Source organism: Bacillus sp. XB1, assembly GCF_053557995.1.
Map to the genome: position 1 here is coordinate 1,839,399 of NZ_JBNRIL010000001.1, position 15,584 is coordinate 1,854,982.

At 33.7% G+C, this 15,584-nt stretch carries 14 protein-coding genes; 4 read left to right on the forward strand and 10 right to left on the reverse strand.

Annotated features, from left to right (window positions below; translation table 11 throughout):
* Positions 1 to 37: 37 nt before the first annotated feature.
* Positions 38 to 1,396 carry a branched-chain amino acid transport system II carrier protein gene (gene brnQ / locus ACK1U5_RS09330; RefSeq protein WP_001284785.1) on the reverse strand — a complete coding sequence of 453 codons (1,359 nt, stop codon included), beginning with the start codon at positions 1,394 to 1,396 and terminating at the stop codon, positions 38 to 40.
* A 238-nt stretch (positions 1,397 to 1,634) separates the two neighbouring features.
* Entirely contained in the window at positions 1,635 to 2,327 is a 693-nt protein-coding gene (locus tag ACK1U5_RS09335) for an FMN-dependent NADH-azoreductase (protein ID WP_069605408.1), read from the reverse strand.
* 292 nt (positions 2,328 to 2,619) lie between these two features.
* Between ACK1U5_RS09335 and ACK1U5_RS09340 the strand changes: the two genes are divergently transcribed.
* Positions 2,620 to 3,585, forward strand: a complete 966-nt coding sequence (locus ACK1U5_RS09340) for an arsenic resistance protein (RefSeq protein ID WP_000103818.1) — start codon at positions 2,620 to 2,622, stop codon at positions 3,583 to 3,585.
* A 204-nt stretch (positions 3,586 to 3,789) separates the two neighbouring features.
* Here ACK1U5_RS09340 and ACK1U5_RS09345 read toward each other — a convergent pair whose 3' ends face one another.
* Together ACK1U5_RS09345 and topB are read right to left on the reverse strand one after the other, a co-directional pair.
* Positions 3,790 to 5,037 carry a DUF4153 domain-containing protein gene (locus tag ACK1U5_RS09345; protein WP_069605409.1) on the reverse strand — a complete coding sequence of 416 codons (1,248 nt, stop codon included), beginning with the start codon at positions 5,035 to 5,037 and terminating at the stop codon, positions 3,790 to 3,792.
* Positions 5,038 to 5,241: 204 nt separating this feature from the next.
* Complete coding sequence (gene topB / locus ACK1U5_RS09350) at positions 5,242 to 7,386, reverse strand: DNA topoisomerase III (protein WP_000766764.1); 2,145 nt, start codon at positions 7,384 to 7,386, stop codon at positions 5,242 to 5,244.
* Positions 7,387 to 7,708: 322 nt separating this feature from the next.
* Here topB and ACK1U5_RS09355 point away from each other — a divergent pair, with 322 nt between their 5' ends.
* The gene (locus ACK1U5_RS09355) at positions 7,709 to 8,254 is read left to right on the forward strand and encodes a hypothetical protein (protein ID WP_069605410.1); all 546 of its coding nucleotides are present in this window, start codon (positions 7,709 to 7,711) and stop codon (positions 8,252 to 8,254) included.
* A 51-nt stretch (positions 8,255 to 8,305) separates the two neighbouring features.
* On the opposite strand, the gene ACK1U5_RS09360 is transcribed toward ACK1U5_RS09355, so the two are convergent.
* Positions 8,306 to 9,946 (reverse strand): multicopper oxidase family protein, encoded by a 1,641-nt coding sequence (locus tag ACK1U5_RS09360; RefSeq protein ID WP_030025079.1) that lies wholly within the window; start codon positions 9,944 to 9,946, stop codon positions 8,306 to 8,308.
* Positions 9,947 to 10,308: 362 nt separating this feature from the next.
* On the opposite strand from ACK1U5_RS09360, the gene ACK1U5_RS09365 reads away from it, so the two are divergent.
* Positions 10,309 to 10,944, forward strand: a complete 636-nt coding sequence (locus ACK1U5_RS09365) for a pentapeptide repeat-containing protein (protein ID WP_000687273.1) — start codon at positions 10,309 to 10,311, stop codon at positions 10,942 to 10,944.
* Positions 10,945 to 11,038: 94 nt separating this feature from the next.
* On the opposite strand, the gene ACK1U5_RS09370 is transcribed toward ACK1U5_RS09365, so the two are convergent.
* Positions 11,039 to 12,322, reverse strand: coding sequence for an aminopeptidase P family protein (locus tag ACK1U5_RS09370; protein WP_000842970.1), 1,284 nt, complete (start codon positions 12,320 to 12,322; stop codon positions 11,039 to 11,041).
* 189 nt (positions 12,323 to 12,511) lie between these two features.
* On the opposite strand from ACK1U5_RS09370, the gene ACK1U5_RS09375 reads away from it, so the two are divergent.
* Positions 12,512 to 12,742 (forward strand): DUF896 domain-containing protein, encoded by a 231-nt coding sequence (locus tag ACK1U5_RS09375; RefSeq protein WP_001179612.1) that lies wholly within the window; start codon positions 12,512 to 12,514, stop codon positions 12,740 to 12,742.
* Positions 12,743 to 12,789: 47 nt separating this feature from the next.
* Here the strand turns inward: ACK1U5_RS09375 and ACK1U5_RS09380 are convergent, their stop codons facing one another.
* The 4 genes from ACK1U5_RS09380 to ACK1U5_RS09395 form a co-directional block, all read right to left on the reverse strand.
* Entirely contained in the window at positions 12,790 to 13,269 is a 480-nt protein-coding gene (locus tag ACK1U5_RS09380; RefSeq protein WP_000561046.1) for a CcdC family protein, read from the reverse strand.
* A gap of 17 nt (positions 13,270 to 13,286) precedes the next feature.
* On the reverse strand, positions 13,287 to 13,682 hold the full coding sequence (locus ACK1U5_RS09385; protein ID WP_069605411.1) for a DUF2871 domain-containing protein: 396 nt from the start codon (positions 13,680 to 13,682) through the stop codon (positions 13,287 to 13,289).
* A gap of 146 nt (positions 13,683 to 13,828) precedes the next feature.
* Positions 13,829 to 14,224 carry a cytidine deaminase gene (locus ACK1U5_RS09390; RefSeq protein WP_000516778.1) on the reverse strand — a complete coding sequence of 132 codons (396 nt, stop codon included), beginning with the start codon at positions 14,222 to 14,224 and terminating at the stop codon, positions 13,829 to 13,831.
* Positions 14,225 to 14,257: 33 nt separating this feature from the next.
* Entirely contained in the window at positions 14,258 to 15,559 is a 1,302-nt protein-coding gene (locus tag ACK1U5_RS09395; RefSeq protein ID WP_069605412.1) for a pyrimidine-nucleoside phosphorylase, read from the reverse strand.
* Between the last annotated feature and the right edge of the window lie 25 nt (positions 15,560 to 15,584).

Genomic DNA, 15,584 nt, shown 5'->3' on the forward strand with positions numbered 1-15,584 from the left:
AAAAAAGTTATAGAAACAAGTTCTATAACTTTTTTATTTAACCTATTTTCTTATCCGCTCTAGTTGCTGGTTGAACTTGATTTTTTGCTTTTACAACGCTAATGCCATATCCGATAAATCCACCGATAATCGCTGGGAAGATCCAGCCTAATCCTACTTCCTGCATCGGAAGGAATTTAGTGAACACTTGGCTTACTACTTCAATGTTAACTCCAGCTGCACTTAATCCATCGAATAAGCTGATGATAAATGTTACGATTAAGCTCACTTGATAAACTTCAGCTCTTCCTTTGAATAATGAATGGAAGAATGTTAAGAAAATCAATACGATTGCTAGTGGATAAATTGCTGTTAATACTGGAACAGAAACTGCGATTAACTGTGTTAATCCTACGTTTGCAACAATTGCACTAAATACACATAGCGTGATTGCAATTGCTTTGTAAGGAACATTTGGGAATAACTTATGGAAGAATGAAGAACATGCTGATACAAGTCCCACACTAGTTGTTAAACAAGCTACTGTAATCATTAATCCTAATAATACTCCGCCATATGATCCGAAATAGTAGTTAGAAACTTTCGCTAATACTTCTCCGCCGTTTTCTAAATGTCCAAGCTTTGCAACACTTGAAGCACCCATATAAGAAAGAGCTGTATAGATAATTGCTAAAATAGATGCTGCAATTATTGTCGCTTTTGCACAAACGACCATAATTTGTGTTTTCGTTTTCGCACCTTTTTCTTTAATAGCATTGATGATGATAATCCCGAATACGAATGATGCAAGCGTATCCATCGTTAAGTATCCTTCTTGGAATCCTTTAAAGAATGCATGTGATGTATAAGCTTCCACTGGTGCTTGCATATCTCCAATCGGATGTATAAAAGCAACGATTACTAAAATACCGATGAAAGTCAACTTAATTGGCGTTAAAATTTTTCCAACAATATCGACAATTTTCGCGGGATTTAGCGAAAAAAAACAAGTGATGCTAAAGAATATAATTGTGAAAAGAATTAAAGGTGTAGAACCTACTCCCTCTGGCATAAACGGCTTAAGACCAATTTCATAAGATACATTTCCTGTTCTCGGTATTGCAAATAATGGACCGATCGCTAAGTATAAAACTGTTGTAAATACAATCCCGAACACTGGGTGAGCACGACTTGCTAATGACTGTAAATCATCTTTACCTGAAAAACCAAATGCTAGTACACCTAGTAATGGTAATCCAACACCAGTTACTAAAAATCCAGCGTTAGCAATCCATACATTCTCTCCTGCTGATTGACCAAGCATCGCTGGGAAAATTAAATTTCCTGCTCCAAAAAATAGTGCAAATAACATTAATCCAATAACTACTATGAACGAAAACGGTACTTTATTCGCCATAATATAACCCCCATTCAAATTTCCTTATCTCATTTTCCAATTTTAACTAATTGAATTTTCTGAATATTTAATTTAAGTATCAACTATTCTTGAACTCATTATAGTTTGCTATATAATATTTTGCAATACTATTTTCGAACTTTTCTTTTATTTTATAAATATACATTTTTTAACATGAAAAATAGACTAAAAAACCAACACGGTCATCCATGTTGGTTTTTCCATTTACTATCATAAATTAAAATTTCGCTGCTACTTTTTTAACGTTTTCTAGACCTTCTTCAACAATTTGTTGTGAACGATCTGGATATTGATTGTGTCCTTCAATTACAACTGTCTCTGGATTTGTAATTCCCCAGAATCCAAGTACAGTTGTTACGTAATTAACTGCCATTTCCATACGAGCCATTTGTTCTGAAGAGTAATCTGAACCACGAGCACCTAACACAACTACTTTCTTACCACCAACTAAACCTTCTGGGCCATTTGCTGTATATTTAAACGTTTTTCCAGCTTGAGATAAGTATGAAATATATGTGATTAATGGTGCTGGTACTGTAAAGTTCCATAATGGGAATGCAAATACAACCTTATCAGCTTCTAAAAACTGATTTAAATATTGATCTACTGTAGCAACTGCCTTCTCCTCTTCAGCTGTTAACTCCATACCTTGGCTACGTTTATATCCACCTGAAATCGCGATATTTCCGTAATAAGGAAGATCTAATGCAAATAAATCTAATTCCGTAATTTCTGTATTTGGATTTGCTTCTTTATAAGTACTTACAAATGTTTCATACATTTTTGAACTAACTGCTTGCTCCGCTGGACGATCGTTTGCTTTTACAAATAATACTTTTGACATTTTTTTATTCCCCTCTACATTCTTATTTTCTTCTTTTTTACCAAATAATGAGCTAAATAGTCCCATTTTCTTCACCTAATCTTTCTTTTCATATTCATTATTCATCATCATAAAAATTCTTATTCTAAGAAAAAGTTCCAATAGATACCTTAAGTTACGCCATTGTAACTTTTTGTTATTTAATTACCTTATGTAAGTGATTGTAATATAGCCACTTACTTTAGTCAAGTAACTTTTAATAAAAAATAAAATCTCGACTTAAAAATATTAAGCGAGATACAATTGAACACCAAATACATCTTTATTACTTGTATAATAAACTTAGAGAGGAAAATTCATATATAGAAAGGATTTATTCATGAGCACTATAGAAAAGATTCAAACTTTTATTATTCTTTTTGCTGTTACATGCGGCATCGTACTCGGACAATTTAATATGATACATACGTATTCAGACAAATTTATTGTCCCCTTCTTATTTTTCATGCTATATGGATTATTCCTCAGCATTCCATTAAAAGAAATAAAAAACGGATTTCGCAATTTAAAATTTGCTGGAACAAGTCTTACTATTAACTTCTTATGGACACCTTTACTCGCTTGGGGGTTAGGAGCACTATTTCTTTCCGATCATCCAGCACTTTGGGTTGGATTTATAATGTTAATGGTTACTCCATGTACAGATTGGTACTTAATCTTTACTGAAATAGCGAAAGGTAATGTAGCACTTTCTACTACAATTTTACCTGTAAATTTAATTTTGCAAGTACTGCTCCTTCCCATTTATTTATTTTTATTTGCTGGTGTCATGAAAACTGTAGCGATTTCTGTTTTAGTAGAAAGTATTGTTATCGTAATCGTCTTACCATTTATACTTGCACACGCTACAAAGTTCATTATGAATAAAATGAAAAAAGCTGAAACTCTCGAGAATAAACTCATTCCGTTTTTCAGCTCTGCTCAAATTGTATTTTTAAGTTTAGCAATAGTAGCGATGTTTGCATCACAAGGTAAATATTTACTACAAAATATGAATGTTGTTTTATTATTACTCGTTCCTGTTCTATTGTTCTTCATCATTAATTTTTTACTAGGACAATTTATCGGGCGCATGATGCATTTATCTTACAAAGATACAGTAAGTCTAAGCTTAACAACGTTAGCAAGAAACTCACCTGTTGCACTCGCTATCGCTGTAACCGCTTTTCCAGACGAACCTCTTATCGCACTTGCACTCGTTATTGGACCATTGATTGAGTTACCGGTACTAGCTTGTGTGTCACAAGTTTTGTTGCTTATTAAGAAAAAACGGCAATACGCATAATAAAAAACGTCCCATTTTGGGACGTTTTTTATTATGGAAAGATTACATACAACACTTATTTCTTATTTATCATTACAAATGAAATTACCGAAACTACAAACATAATAATACCAATTATAATAAAGTGAAACTTTAATCATTGGGGGTTTTGTTCATCCCCCAATGATTATTAGCCCTCACCACTCCCGCATTAACAGATCCTTTCTAATTAAAAATGATAGGAAACGTAAATATAACGAAAGCTGCCCAAAGTCCGTATATTGGCAAATACTTCGTAACGGCATCTTGAATAGCTTTTGGTCCTGATTTGTTTTGCAAGAAACGCATATAGGAAAACATAATCCAAATTAGGTTTGCCCAGATCAGTATGTTTACACCTAAAACAGCTAGTCTATTAGGTGTAATCCCGTAAGAAGAAAGTCTGAATACTATGGCTGACAATGCGACAGTGTCAATAATAAGCGCCAGAACAATTAAGGAAAAATTTATATAATCTGAAATGTTCTTTTTCTCGTCCGAGTCACTCTCAACGATAGAAAATATAGTAACAGCCAATACACCAAGCAGTATTCCGTTGAATGCCATTAGGAAATTACGATCCAAGAACGGGTTTTTCCCGACCAAAATTATCGTTATAAGATAAATAAACAATGTGACCAGGACAAGCGGACTAAAGATTTTAGATATGTATGGTGTAATATTTTTAGCAAGCTTAAGATTCATTGATACTAAGTATGCAGCCACAATAGCGAGAGCCGCTGCTCCAAATAAAACAACATTACTAAAATAGAATTCTCCTATATCTAAGTCAACAAAGCTAAACAAACGCATGGTGAATATTGCTAGTATCATTCCGCTCACTGCCATGCTCCCGTAGAGAAGACAATATTCTAAATTAAATTTAATATAGGCTAATCTTGTACCGCCTTTTGAATATTCATTTCCTGTAAACGCAAGCCCTACTAAGACCCATAAAAATATAGGAAGATGTAAATAAGCAAGTATGGTACTGTCTTTATAATTTATTGGCAACGTATTAAGATACACCCCGGAAACTAGGAATAACGCTATAAGGGAATAAATAATACTTTTTTTCGGCTTATTATTGTAAACAAAATAAGCAGCAATAAAGGGAATTACACCAAAAGCCAAGTTTATTGGAGCAATTGCTTCCTGCTCAACAAAGTGGAAAATGATCCTGGTGCTTATGCCGGCCAGAATAGCTAAAAGGCCCATGAATAAGAAACCTTTTTGAAACAAAGATGTTTTTTCTTTATTTACTTTCTCCTTGAAATGCAACCTTTCATACCAAGCAGCTAGAATTTGAGAATCAGGGTTTTGGTCCCATGCTTGTGAGAATGCTTTTTTAAAAGCTTTCGGATCTTTTCTATACATCTTCTCCAACTCATGGGGGTTATCCATATGTTTAACAATCAAATTGTTACTGTTCATAATTATACCTCCTCTAATTAAAAAAATAAGATTGTTACCTTTTAACAAAAGTACTTCACTCATTTATTATGATTTTGATTTTAATATAAAATTTATCGTTTTACAATAAAATTTTATTATTTAAAGCATTTTTTTTATCGTTAAATTTCATTTCAAAGAAAAACAAAAGAGCATGACAATTTTATGTCATGCTCTTTTAACAAATTAATTCTCAAATACAAAATTAATCTTATTATCTTTCCACTCTAATTTCGCATCAAACGTTTTCTCGCCCTTTTTAAAGCCTTTAATTAAATCGGTCTTTTCACCTTTTAAGAGCTTTGTCATATTCTTTTGCGAAATTGTTTTACTTAATATCTTCTTTGAAATGGTGAAATCACATTGCGTTGTATTATAGTTAGAACAACCGTAAAACGTTGATTTATCAATTACATCGCCATCACATTTTTTACAGCTACCAACCTTTTTACCCGTTGTAAATTTCGATCCTTTTCGTTCAATCGATTCAACATGTAGTCCCGTGAAATCCCACTTCTCAGACATTTCCACTGCGTCTTCAATAATTTTAGCTGATAGCTTTTTCGTCTGTTCCATAAAAGTTGCTGGTGAAGCTGTACCTTCACCAATTTCCGCAAGACGCTGTTCCCATTTCGCAGTCATTTCCGGTGAAGCTAGTATTTTGTCACCAATTGCGGTAATTAATACTTTTCCTTTATCAGTCGCATACACTTGGTTTTTCTTTACATCTATATATTTACGGTCTTTCAGCATCGTAATAATACCCGCGCGGGTCGCTTCCGTACCTAAACCTTCTGTTTTCTTCAATACCTTCTCTAGCTCTTCATTCTCTAAATACTTACCGGCTGTTTTCATTAACGTAATAAGTTGTCCTTCTGTATAACGCTTCGGTGGCTGTGTTTTTCCTTCTTTCACTTTCACCTTTACAACTTTTCCTTCTTCACCTTCAGCTACAATTGGAAGAATGGTTTCGTCATCTTTATCGTCTTGGAAAATAACTTTACGCCAACCTTCTTGAATTTGCTGTTTTCCTTTTGAAATGAATTCAGCGCGTTCATCTACAAGCGTAATGATTGTTGTATAGTCAAAGATTGCAACTTCATAATGAGCTGCAATGAGCCTTCTTACAATCATATCGTAAATTTTCTTTTCATCACCGGATAGTCTGCTTGGGTTTGTAACTTGCTCTGTCGGAATAATTGCGTAGTGATCTGTTACTTTCTTTTCATTCACATAACGCTTATTGTTCATAATGGATTCAATTGGTGCCGGTAATAAGCCTTTATATTCATCAAACTGACTTAACTTCTGTAAAATATCAGGGAAAGTCGCTGCTTCTCCTTGAGTAACATAGTTAGAATCTGAACGTGGATAAGAAACAATCCCTTTTTGATAGAGTGCTTGCGTTATATCAAGCGTCTTTTTCGGTGAAAACTTAAAGGCTTTATTTGCCGTTGCTTGCAGTGATGATAAGTTGAATAAAAGCGGCGGCTGAAACTCTTTACGCTCCGTTTTCATTTCCTTCACAACAGCCGGTTTCCCTTGGCAAAATGCCGCAATTTTATTCGCCATATCAGGGTCTTTTAAGCGGGATTCATTATCCTTCTCCCATTTCCCGTCATATTTCTTTCCTTCTATATTAAAGGTTGCAAACACTTCCCAGAAAGGCTCTGACTTAAAGTTTTCAATTTCTTTCTCACGCTTTACAATCAATGCTAACGTTGGTGTTTGGACACGACCAGCAGAAAATACATCATTCATTCCTTTTTTCTTTAGCAAAATACTAAACACACGTGATGCATTCATACCAACAACCCAGTCAGCACAAGATCTTGTGTATGCTTCGTAATACGTATTAATTGTATCTGATTCATCAAGTAAATTTTTAAACCCTTGATAAATAGCTTGCTTCGTTAAAGACGAAATCCATAGACGCTTCATCGGCTTTTGCACATTACAAAGATTAATAATATTTCGTACGATTAGTTCCCCTTCACGCCCAGCATCGCCTGCGTGAATAATTTCTGTTACCTGTGGATTATGTAACAGCTGTTTCACAACGTTAAATTGCTTATACTTTGACTTTGTTACTTCAAATTGAAAACGCTCTGGAATCATCGGTAATGTATTAAGTGACCATTTTTTCCACTCTGCGTGATAATGCTCTGGATTACATAACTGCGTCAAATGACCAATTGCCCATGTACAGTACGCTCCATTTGGAAATAACTCATTTGCTTCTACTTCTAAATATCCATCTTTCCGGCGATATTTAAACTGTGAAACAAGAGCCAACCCTTGATCTGGTTTCTCGGCAATAATTAATTTCATTTTATAACTCCCTATCTGTATTCCAGTGTTACTTTCATTGTCTATATGTTTAGAAGCGATGATAAAACAACAATCTTATTTATCATTCGCGGTTTGTCTCGCAAATGTGAGACCTATAATATTATACGCTTATTCTTTATGGCTTCACAATAGAAACTCATAATATAACAATTTCTTTCACATGCTTACAATTAAAAAAGACGCCCTAAAAAATCAAGCGTTCCTTTGCTTACATCTATGAAATTGTGCAGATAATATGCAGATATAAATTATCATAAGTACACATATGATGAAATGAACGATAGGACAAGGAGGTATCATAATGTTTGCTTATACGTTAACTACCTTAACACTTTGCTGTACCTCAATTCTTATTGCATCCAATATTTCTAAACGTAAGGGTACCCTAATGGAGTATATGGTATTTATTATGTCTTTTAGTATGAGTATCGGTTTAAGTATTGGTTTTTATTTAGGCATTCTCTTTAAGGGGGAATTACTATATTCTACTTTACTTGCTATTTTAATTAGTGGTTTTATCGGTTTTTTAGTGGGTCTACGTTTTCACCTATATACTGCTTTAGAAGGACTGTTCTCTGGATTAATGGCAAGTATGATGGGAGCAATGATTACAGAAATGTTAAACGCTCAACAAGCTCATAGTATATTGTTCATTAGCCTTTTACTTACTATAACGATTACTATGTCCTGTGTGATTCAATTGTTATCGGAGAACTTTTCTACTTTTATCCAACAGCGTTTTTTGTTATTACTTTCAATTAGTGTAGTAATTATCGTTGCCGTATTCGCGACATTCCCACATCATACTCCTGCACCTTCACCTGGGCATAATCAACATATACATTAGTACTTGCAACAAAAATGAATAAGCAGCTATCCATAGGATAACTGCTTCCTATTATTCTGGCTTATTAGGAATGTTTTGGTTTGGAACATAGTCAGATTTATAATCTGTATAGTTCACTTCCGTTACCATCCCTGCTGAAGCATGATGTAGGTCGTGACAGTGGAACATCCACTCACCGGGATTGTCTGCTACAAAGGCTACTTCATATTCTTCTCCTGGTTTTAAGTTCAATGTATCTTTTACAATTGGAGAACCTTCTATCGGTTTTCCATCTTTACTCAACACCTGGAAGAAGTGACCATGTAAATGCATTGGGTGATCATCCATTTTAGAACGATTTACCAATTTCACTTTTACTAAATCACCCTTTTTTACTTGAATTGGGTCAATATCCGGAAATACCTTTCCGTTAATTGTATATACCATTTCATTTTCATTCATTTGCGTATTTAAGTCCATATTATATGTGGCAGTATACTCTTGATTTAACGTGAAACTACCTAATTTTTTAGCACCATATTTCGTCATATCTAATTTCGCTAATTTTCCCTTTTCATCTGCTTTATCTTTCATCTCTTTGCTGCCATCATACTCAATAACAGCTTTCATTCCTTTTGCACCTTTATTTTTTGAATGGTCCTCAACATACCACTTCCCAGGATTATTAGCAGTAAATTCAATATCATAACGTTCACCCGGTGCGATTGAAATTACTTTATCCTTTATAACTTTTGGATTGTTTATTGGTTGACCATCTGTCGCAATTACTTTTATATCATGACCGTGAACATGTATATCATGTGATAGATAACCAGCATTAACAAGTCGAAGACGAACTTTATCTCCCTTATTCACTTTCAATGGCACTACTAAATCACCGCTTTTTCCATTGATTGTGAATAAATCATACATACTCATATCATGACCTTCCATCTTCATATTTCCATGGTCCATTCCTGCCATATTGCCAGAGTCTTTTTGATCACTGCCCATGTCCATACCAGAATGATCCATGCCGTTCTTATCATCATTCTTTTTCGTATTTTCATCACCTTTAGATTTATTACCTATTTGCCCTTTTGTCATTTCTTTTAACTGCTTTTTAATTTCTTCTTTATCTGTAACCCATTCATCCAACAGTAATGTGTAATCTTTATCATATTTTTCCTTTGTATCCTCTACAATGAGCGCTCCATACAAACCTCTATCTAATTGATTTACAGAATCTTGATGCGAGTGATACCAGTACGTTCCTGGTACGTTCGCTTCAAATTCGTAAGTGAAACTTTTTCCTGGTTCAACTGCATCTTGTGTCACGCCCGGAATTCCATCCATGTTATTTGGGACAGGATATCCATGCCAATGAATAGATACTGGTGCAGATAATTCATTTTTTAATGTCACTTTCACCTTTTCACCTTTTTTCACTCGAATTTCTGGACCAGGAGATGAGCCATTAAATGTCCAGACTGGAACAATAACACCGTTACTTAATTTTTGCTTTTCTTCTTTCGCTATTAAAGTAACTTCTGGCCCTTTTTCAACCTTCAATGGTTTTGTAGCTGTTTCAGTCTGTAGTGTTTTGTTATCATTCATATTTTTATGATCATTTGTTGTATTTGTCGTCACAGAACAGGCAGCAATTAAAAATATTACAGAGACAGTAACGGCTGCTAATACAACTCGCTTCATGGACAATCCCTCCTTATTCTTTTTCAAAATCATTATAGAAGTTGATTTTCAAGAAAATAAGGAGATGTAATTAGATCTTACGTAAGCTAATTGGAAAATTACTAAAAGCGGAGACATTACAAGAGACGAATATTTTAGTAATACAAAATGCTTTCCTTGTAGCGACTATATTAGCCGTTCTCGTATTTGTTTTGACGTTATTTCTTAAGAAACAATAACACTGCTATTATTAAATAAGAAAAATGCAGCTAAAATGCTCTTCACAAAAGAACTTAGATTTCTGTATAATAAGAACTAATGTTCCTCACAGACAATGGACTCAAATTACACAAATATATCAAATAGAAGAGGATTGATATACGATGAAAATTGATAGACCAAAAATTTCACCAGAGTTATCTTCAAAGAATTTTCAAGATATTTTTTATGAAGAAGATCCAACATTGGAAGTGTGTGAAATTATAGACTCCACTTTCGAAAATGAATCTGTAGATAGAGTGCGGTTATATGATGCGGTGATAAAAAACTGTAAGTTTACTAATACAGACTTTAGCAATATTGATATTACAGATGTTTGTTTTGAAAACTGTGATTTATCAAATGTTAATTTAAGTAATTCTTCTGTTCACAGAGTCGAATTTAAAAACAGTAAATTAATCGGAGTAAATTTCACAGGATCTAGCTTAGGAAATGTTAAATTTGAGAATTCAATTTTGAATTTAGCGGCATTTGGAAATTCTAAACTAGAAAAAATCATCTTCAATGAAACTTCATTAAATAATGCAGATTTTTTTGACTGTAAACTTAAAAAAGTTGAATTCCAATTATGTAGTCTTGATGAAGCTAATTTTGATCAGACATCACTGAAGGGGATAGATATTAGTTCTTCTACCTTTGATACACTTACAGTTTCAGTGAACGATTTAAGAGGATGTAAAGTATCGACATATCAAGCTGTTCAGTTTGCTACTTTATTAGGATTAATAATTAAAGATTAGTATTTCGAAGAAAAGAACCCTATCCCGAATCATGGATTTTTTAATTGTCCACGATTCGAGATAAAGTTCAAATAAATTAGTGATGACTCTTTTATTATTTAACTACAGCTTGGTTTCCTTTTACATGTTCATTATTTACACTCATAAATTCTTCAATTTCTTCAACTTCCCTAATGATATCTTTTGACAAGTTTTCATACCCGTCTTTCGTTACAAGAATGTCATCTTCAATACGAATTCCAATTGATTCTCCTTCAATATAAAGACCAGGTTCAATTGTTATAACCATACCTTCTTCTAACACTCTATCTTTATATGTTCCTACATCATGTGTATCTAAACCAAGGAAATGGCTGACACCATGATAATAGTATTTTGATAACTCTTCATCTTCTTGAATTAAACCAATTGCTTTACACTCTTCTGCCAGTACCTTTTTTGTATGCTCATTTAATGCAGCGAACTTTAATCCTGGCTTAATAATCTCTGTTGTTTCTTTTAATGCTTTTAATACAATATTATAAATTTGTTTTTGGCGACTAGAGAATGTTCCATTTGCCGGGAATGTATAACTAATATCAGCGTTATAGTAGTCTTTTTGAGCACCTAAATCTAGTAATACTAAGTCACCATTTTGAATTTGTGCATCATTATCTTCATAATGAAGAACTGTAGCATTTTTCCCACTCGCCAAAATTGTATTGAACGCATGGTACTTAATGCCAGATGACTTCAGTGTAAAATCAAATTGTGCTTCTAATTCATACTCCATCATGCCTGCTTTTGCATGCTTAAGTACGTTGTAAATACCGTCTTTCGTTATAGCAATCGCTTCTTTAATAATTTCAATTTCTTCCTCTGTTTTAAATACTCGTAATTCACAAATGTTCGGATATACATTACCAATTGTTACGTGTGGGTATTTTTCTCTTACATGTTTAGCAAATGCTAATGTTTTTGTCTCCGTACCATTCCAATCACGACGTTCTATATCTAAATATAGATGCTTCGCATTTTCTGTAAAAAGTATATTTGACATTGTCTTTTCAAAGCTATCTAAATATACAACTTTCTTTATACCTGAAATTTTCTCTGCTTCTTCGTTAGAAACTGTTTTACCGACCCATTTTTCCATTACTGGATCTGACTTTTCAATGAAAAGTGTTTCTTCAACACTACTTCCAACCTTTTTCAGCATAAAAATAACATTTGGTTCATCGATTCCCGTTAAGTAGTAAAAATTACGATTCGGTACAAATTTATAATGTGCATCAGCTGACATATGCGGTGCTTGTCCCGCAAATAAAATCGTAATAGACCCCTCTGGTAATGTGTTTGCTAATCGTTCTCTATTTTGAGCAAAAAATGTTGATTTCATGATAATCCCCCTAGCGTTTTATGTATAATTATGAAACTAATTATTCAATACACTTCATTCTATTATTGTTATAATTTTTCGTCAATTTTTAACTAAATTTTAGATAGTATTGACACAGGCAACTAAACAAGTTACAATAACTATAAATTAGTAAGTTACTAATTTAAATTTAAATAAGAGGTGAACAAAATGCAAAACATTTTATTCCGTATTAACGAATTGTCAAAAAAAGAAAAAGCGAATGGATTAACAGTTGATGAAAAACAAGAACAACAAATGTTGCGCCAAAACTATACACAAACATTTCGTGGAAGCTTAGATTCCATTTTATTAAACACAAAAATTGTTGATCAAAATGGTCTTAACGTTACACCTGCTGCATTACAAGATGCTCAAATACGTTTAAAATTAAGCAAATGAGTTCCGAGCTAAAGAATTCTAATAAAACATAAAAAGAGCTGGATTTCCTATATAGAAATTCCAGCTCTTTTTATTGTCTTTTTTAATTTAGTAAACGAGCGATACATTGCAATTCTCCACGACACAATCATCGCAAATGCAAGTAAGAAAAACATGCCGCTTAACTCTGCCAAATCAATTGATTGGCTTAAATATGACTTTAATGCCACGCGTACAGCTAATAAGCCTACTAAAATAAATATGAATGCTTTTGACGGTTTCATAAATATATGTTCGCCTTTTATTTCGAACTTAGTTGTTTTAATAAGAAAAATAGAAAAGATAAGCCCTATACTAATTGCCTCAACTATTTCTAACGATGTTAATCGAAACTCTGGTAAAAAGTACATCGTTGCGCCTGTACTCATAAAAATTGGCGGCAATATAATTTTCTTTTTCGTTACCGGCTTTTTCGCTGCTTTAAAGCGCAGAAACATGACACCAACAGCCATACAAACCGCTAAAATACTTGATAAAAGTGCTATCATACTCTTCCCACTCCTATCTATTTAAAAGACTTTTTGAGCAACATCATAAACCAAACGAGCCCGACACTTATAATAACATGACCTAATCCAGCCATATGGCTTAAACCGTAAAAGTCAGTTCCATTTACTTGTAGAAGACCTCTCCATAGCATTGTAGCAATAGTAAAGATTACTCCTACATTATAAACAACAAACCATGCACAAAAGCTCTTTGTTTCTTGTACATGAAACACTTTACATAAGGCTAAAGCAATTAAAAAGAATACAAAACCGAGCACTAATACATGTGTATGCACTAATTGCAATATTGTGGATCCTTTAATTCCTTGTGCTTTCGAATACTCTCTTGCAAATACACCTGATAATAAACCAATAATTAAGTAAATAAATGCCGCATTATATAATTTCTTCATTCTATTCCTCCTGTTGTAAACTTTCTATATTCGCTGCAATTATTTTAAGCAAAGTTTATGAACGGAGTATGAACAAAATATTACATTCAATTTTTGAAAATAAAAAAGCCATTCCACAAATAATAATTGTAGAATGGCTTTTCAATTTATTTTAAATCTTCTATTGAGAAAGCACCTGGCAGTAACTGCTCAACAGTCACTTCTTTTTCATCACCTTTTACATTCGTTAATAATACAGGCATTTTCGGATCACAGAATTCAGCAATTACTTGTCTACACGCACCACATGGTGAAATCGGTCCATCAGTTTCTCCTGTAATAACTAAGTAACTAAAATCGCGCTCACCTTCTGATACTGCTTTAAATATTGCTGTTCTTTCTGCACAGTTACATAAACCGTAAGAAGCATTTTCTATATTACAACCAGTATAGATTTTCCCTTCTTTCGTAACTAACGCTGCGCCAACAGGAAATTTAGAATACGGAATATACGCTTTCGATAACATCTTGTTTGCTTCTTCAATATATTTTTTCTTACCCATATTATTTCCCCCTCAAAGTAAACGAAATGATGATTAGTCAGTAATAACTGTATGAACTAATTTAGGAGCCACTGCTGTTTCAGCGATAGAGATGTTCTCATAAATTTTTGCTTTTACATCTTCTACATTTTCACGATTTGCGTAGATTGTTACGAATGGCTCGCCTTCTTTTACTGCATCGCCAACTTTTTTACGTAACATTAATCCTACTGCTAAATCGATTTCATCTTCCTTCGTTGCACGACCTGCACCAAGTAACATAGCTGCAATACCAATCTCATCTGCAACAATGTTAGAAATAACACCTGAAGTTTTTGCAGGTACATCAATTACATACTTCGCCTGTGGCATTTTTTCTGGATTGTCTACAATTGAGCTATCTCCGCCTTGATTGCTTAAGAACTCTTTAAACTTCTCAGTTGCTTTTCCGTTTTTCATCACTTCAATTAGCATTTCACGAGCTTTTTCTAACGTATTTGCTTTTTTCGCAAGTACGACCATTTGGCTACCTAATACAAGTACTAATTCTGTTAAATCTTCTGGACCTTCACCTTTTAACGTATCAATCGCTTCTTTTACTTCTAGAGCGTTACCAATCGCAAAACCAAGCGGTTGTGACATGTCTGAAATAACAGCCATAGTTTGACGTCCTACATTATTTCCGATACGTACCATTGCATGTGCTAATTCTTTTGCATCTTCTTCTGTTTTCATAAATGCACCAGCACCTGTTTTTACATCAAGTACGATTGCGTCAGCACCTGCTGCAATTTTTTTACTCATAATTGAACTTGCAATGAGAGGAATTGAGTTAACCGTTCCTGTTACATCGCGTAATGCATAAATCTTTTTATCTGCAGGTGTTAAGTTTCCTGTTTGTCCAATAACAGCTACTTTGTCACGGTTTACAATATCAATGAACTGCTCTTTCGTAATTTCAACGTGGAATCCTTCTACCGCTTCTAATTTATCAATTGTTCCGCCTGTATGTCCTAAACCACGACCAGACATTTTTGCTACTGGTACATCTAAAGCAGCAACTAATGGTCCTAATACTAATGTTGTAGTATCACCAACACCGCCAGTTGAATGTTTATCTACTTTAATTCCTTCAATTGCTGATAAGTCGATCGTTTCACCAGACTCAACCATCGCCATCGTTAAATCTGCACGTTCGCGATCTGTCATATCTTTAAAGAAGATTGCCATTGCAAGTGCACTCACTTGATAATCAGGAATACTTCCGTCTGTATATCCATTAATAAAGAATTTGATTTCTTCAGTCGTTAATTCTTTGCCGTCACGTTTTTTTGCAATAATATCTACCATTCTCATTACAATCACCATTCCTTTTTATATT

Bases quoted from the DNA above. Each gene is read 5' to 3' on its own strand.
- ACK1U5_RS09390 (WP_000516778.1), bottom strand. From the start codon at position 14,224: ATGGGTAAGAAAAAATATATTGAAGAAGCAAACAAGATGTTATCGAAA.
- ACK1U5_RS09335 (WP_069605408.1), bottom strand. From the start codon at position 2,327: ATGGGACTATTTAGCTCATTATTTGGTAAAAAAGAAGAAAATAAGAAT.
- brnQ (WP_001284785.1), bottom strand. From the start codon at position 1,396: ATGGCGAATAAAGTACCGTTTTCGTTCATAGTAGTTATTGGATTAATG.
- ACK1U5_RS09375 (WP_001179612.1), top strand. From the start codon at position 12,512: ATGCAAAACATTTTATTCCGTATTAACGAATTGTCAAAAAAAGAAAAA.
- topB (WP_000766764.1), bottom strand. From the start codon at position 7,386: ATGAAATTAATTATTGCCGAGAAACCAGATCAAGGGTTGGCTCTTGTT.
- ACK1U5_RS09355 (WP_069605410.1), top strand. From the start codon at position 7,709: ATGTTTGCTTATACGTTAACTACCTTAACACTTTGCTGTACCTCAATT.
- ACK1U5_RS09380 (WP_000561046.1), bottom strand. From the start codon at position 13,269: ATGATAGCACTTTTATCAAGTATTTTAGCGGTTTGTATGGCTGTTGGT.
- ACK1U5_RS09365 (WP_000687273.1), top strand. From the start codon at position 10,309: ATGAAAATTGATAGACCAAAAATTTCACCAGAGTTATCTTCAAAGAAT.
- ACK1U5_RS09360 (WP_030025079.1), bottom strand. From the start codon at position 9,946: ATGAAGCGAGTTGTATTAGCAGCCGTTACTGTCTCTGTAATATTTTTA.
- ACK1U5_RS09345 (WP_069605409.1), bottom strand. From the start codon at position 5,037: ATGAACAGTAACAATTTGATTGTTAAACATATGGATAACCCCCATGAG.
- ACK1U5_RS09340 (WP_000103818.1), top strand. From the start codon at position 2,620: ATGAGCACTATAGAAAAGATTCAAACTTTTATTATTCTTTTTGCTGTT.
- ACK1U5_RS09395 (WP_069605412.1), bottom strand. From the start codon at position 15,559: ATGAGAATGGTAGATATTATTGCAAAAAAACGTGACGGCAAAGAATTA.
- ACK1U5_RS09385 (WP_069605411.1), bottom strand. From the start codon at position 13,682: ATGAAGAAATTATATAATGCGGCATTTATTTACTTAATTATTGGTTTA.
- ACK1U5_RS09370 (WP_000842970.1), bottom strand. From the start codon at position 12,322: ATGAAATCAACATTTTTTGCTCAAAATAGAGAACGATTAGCAAACACA.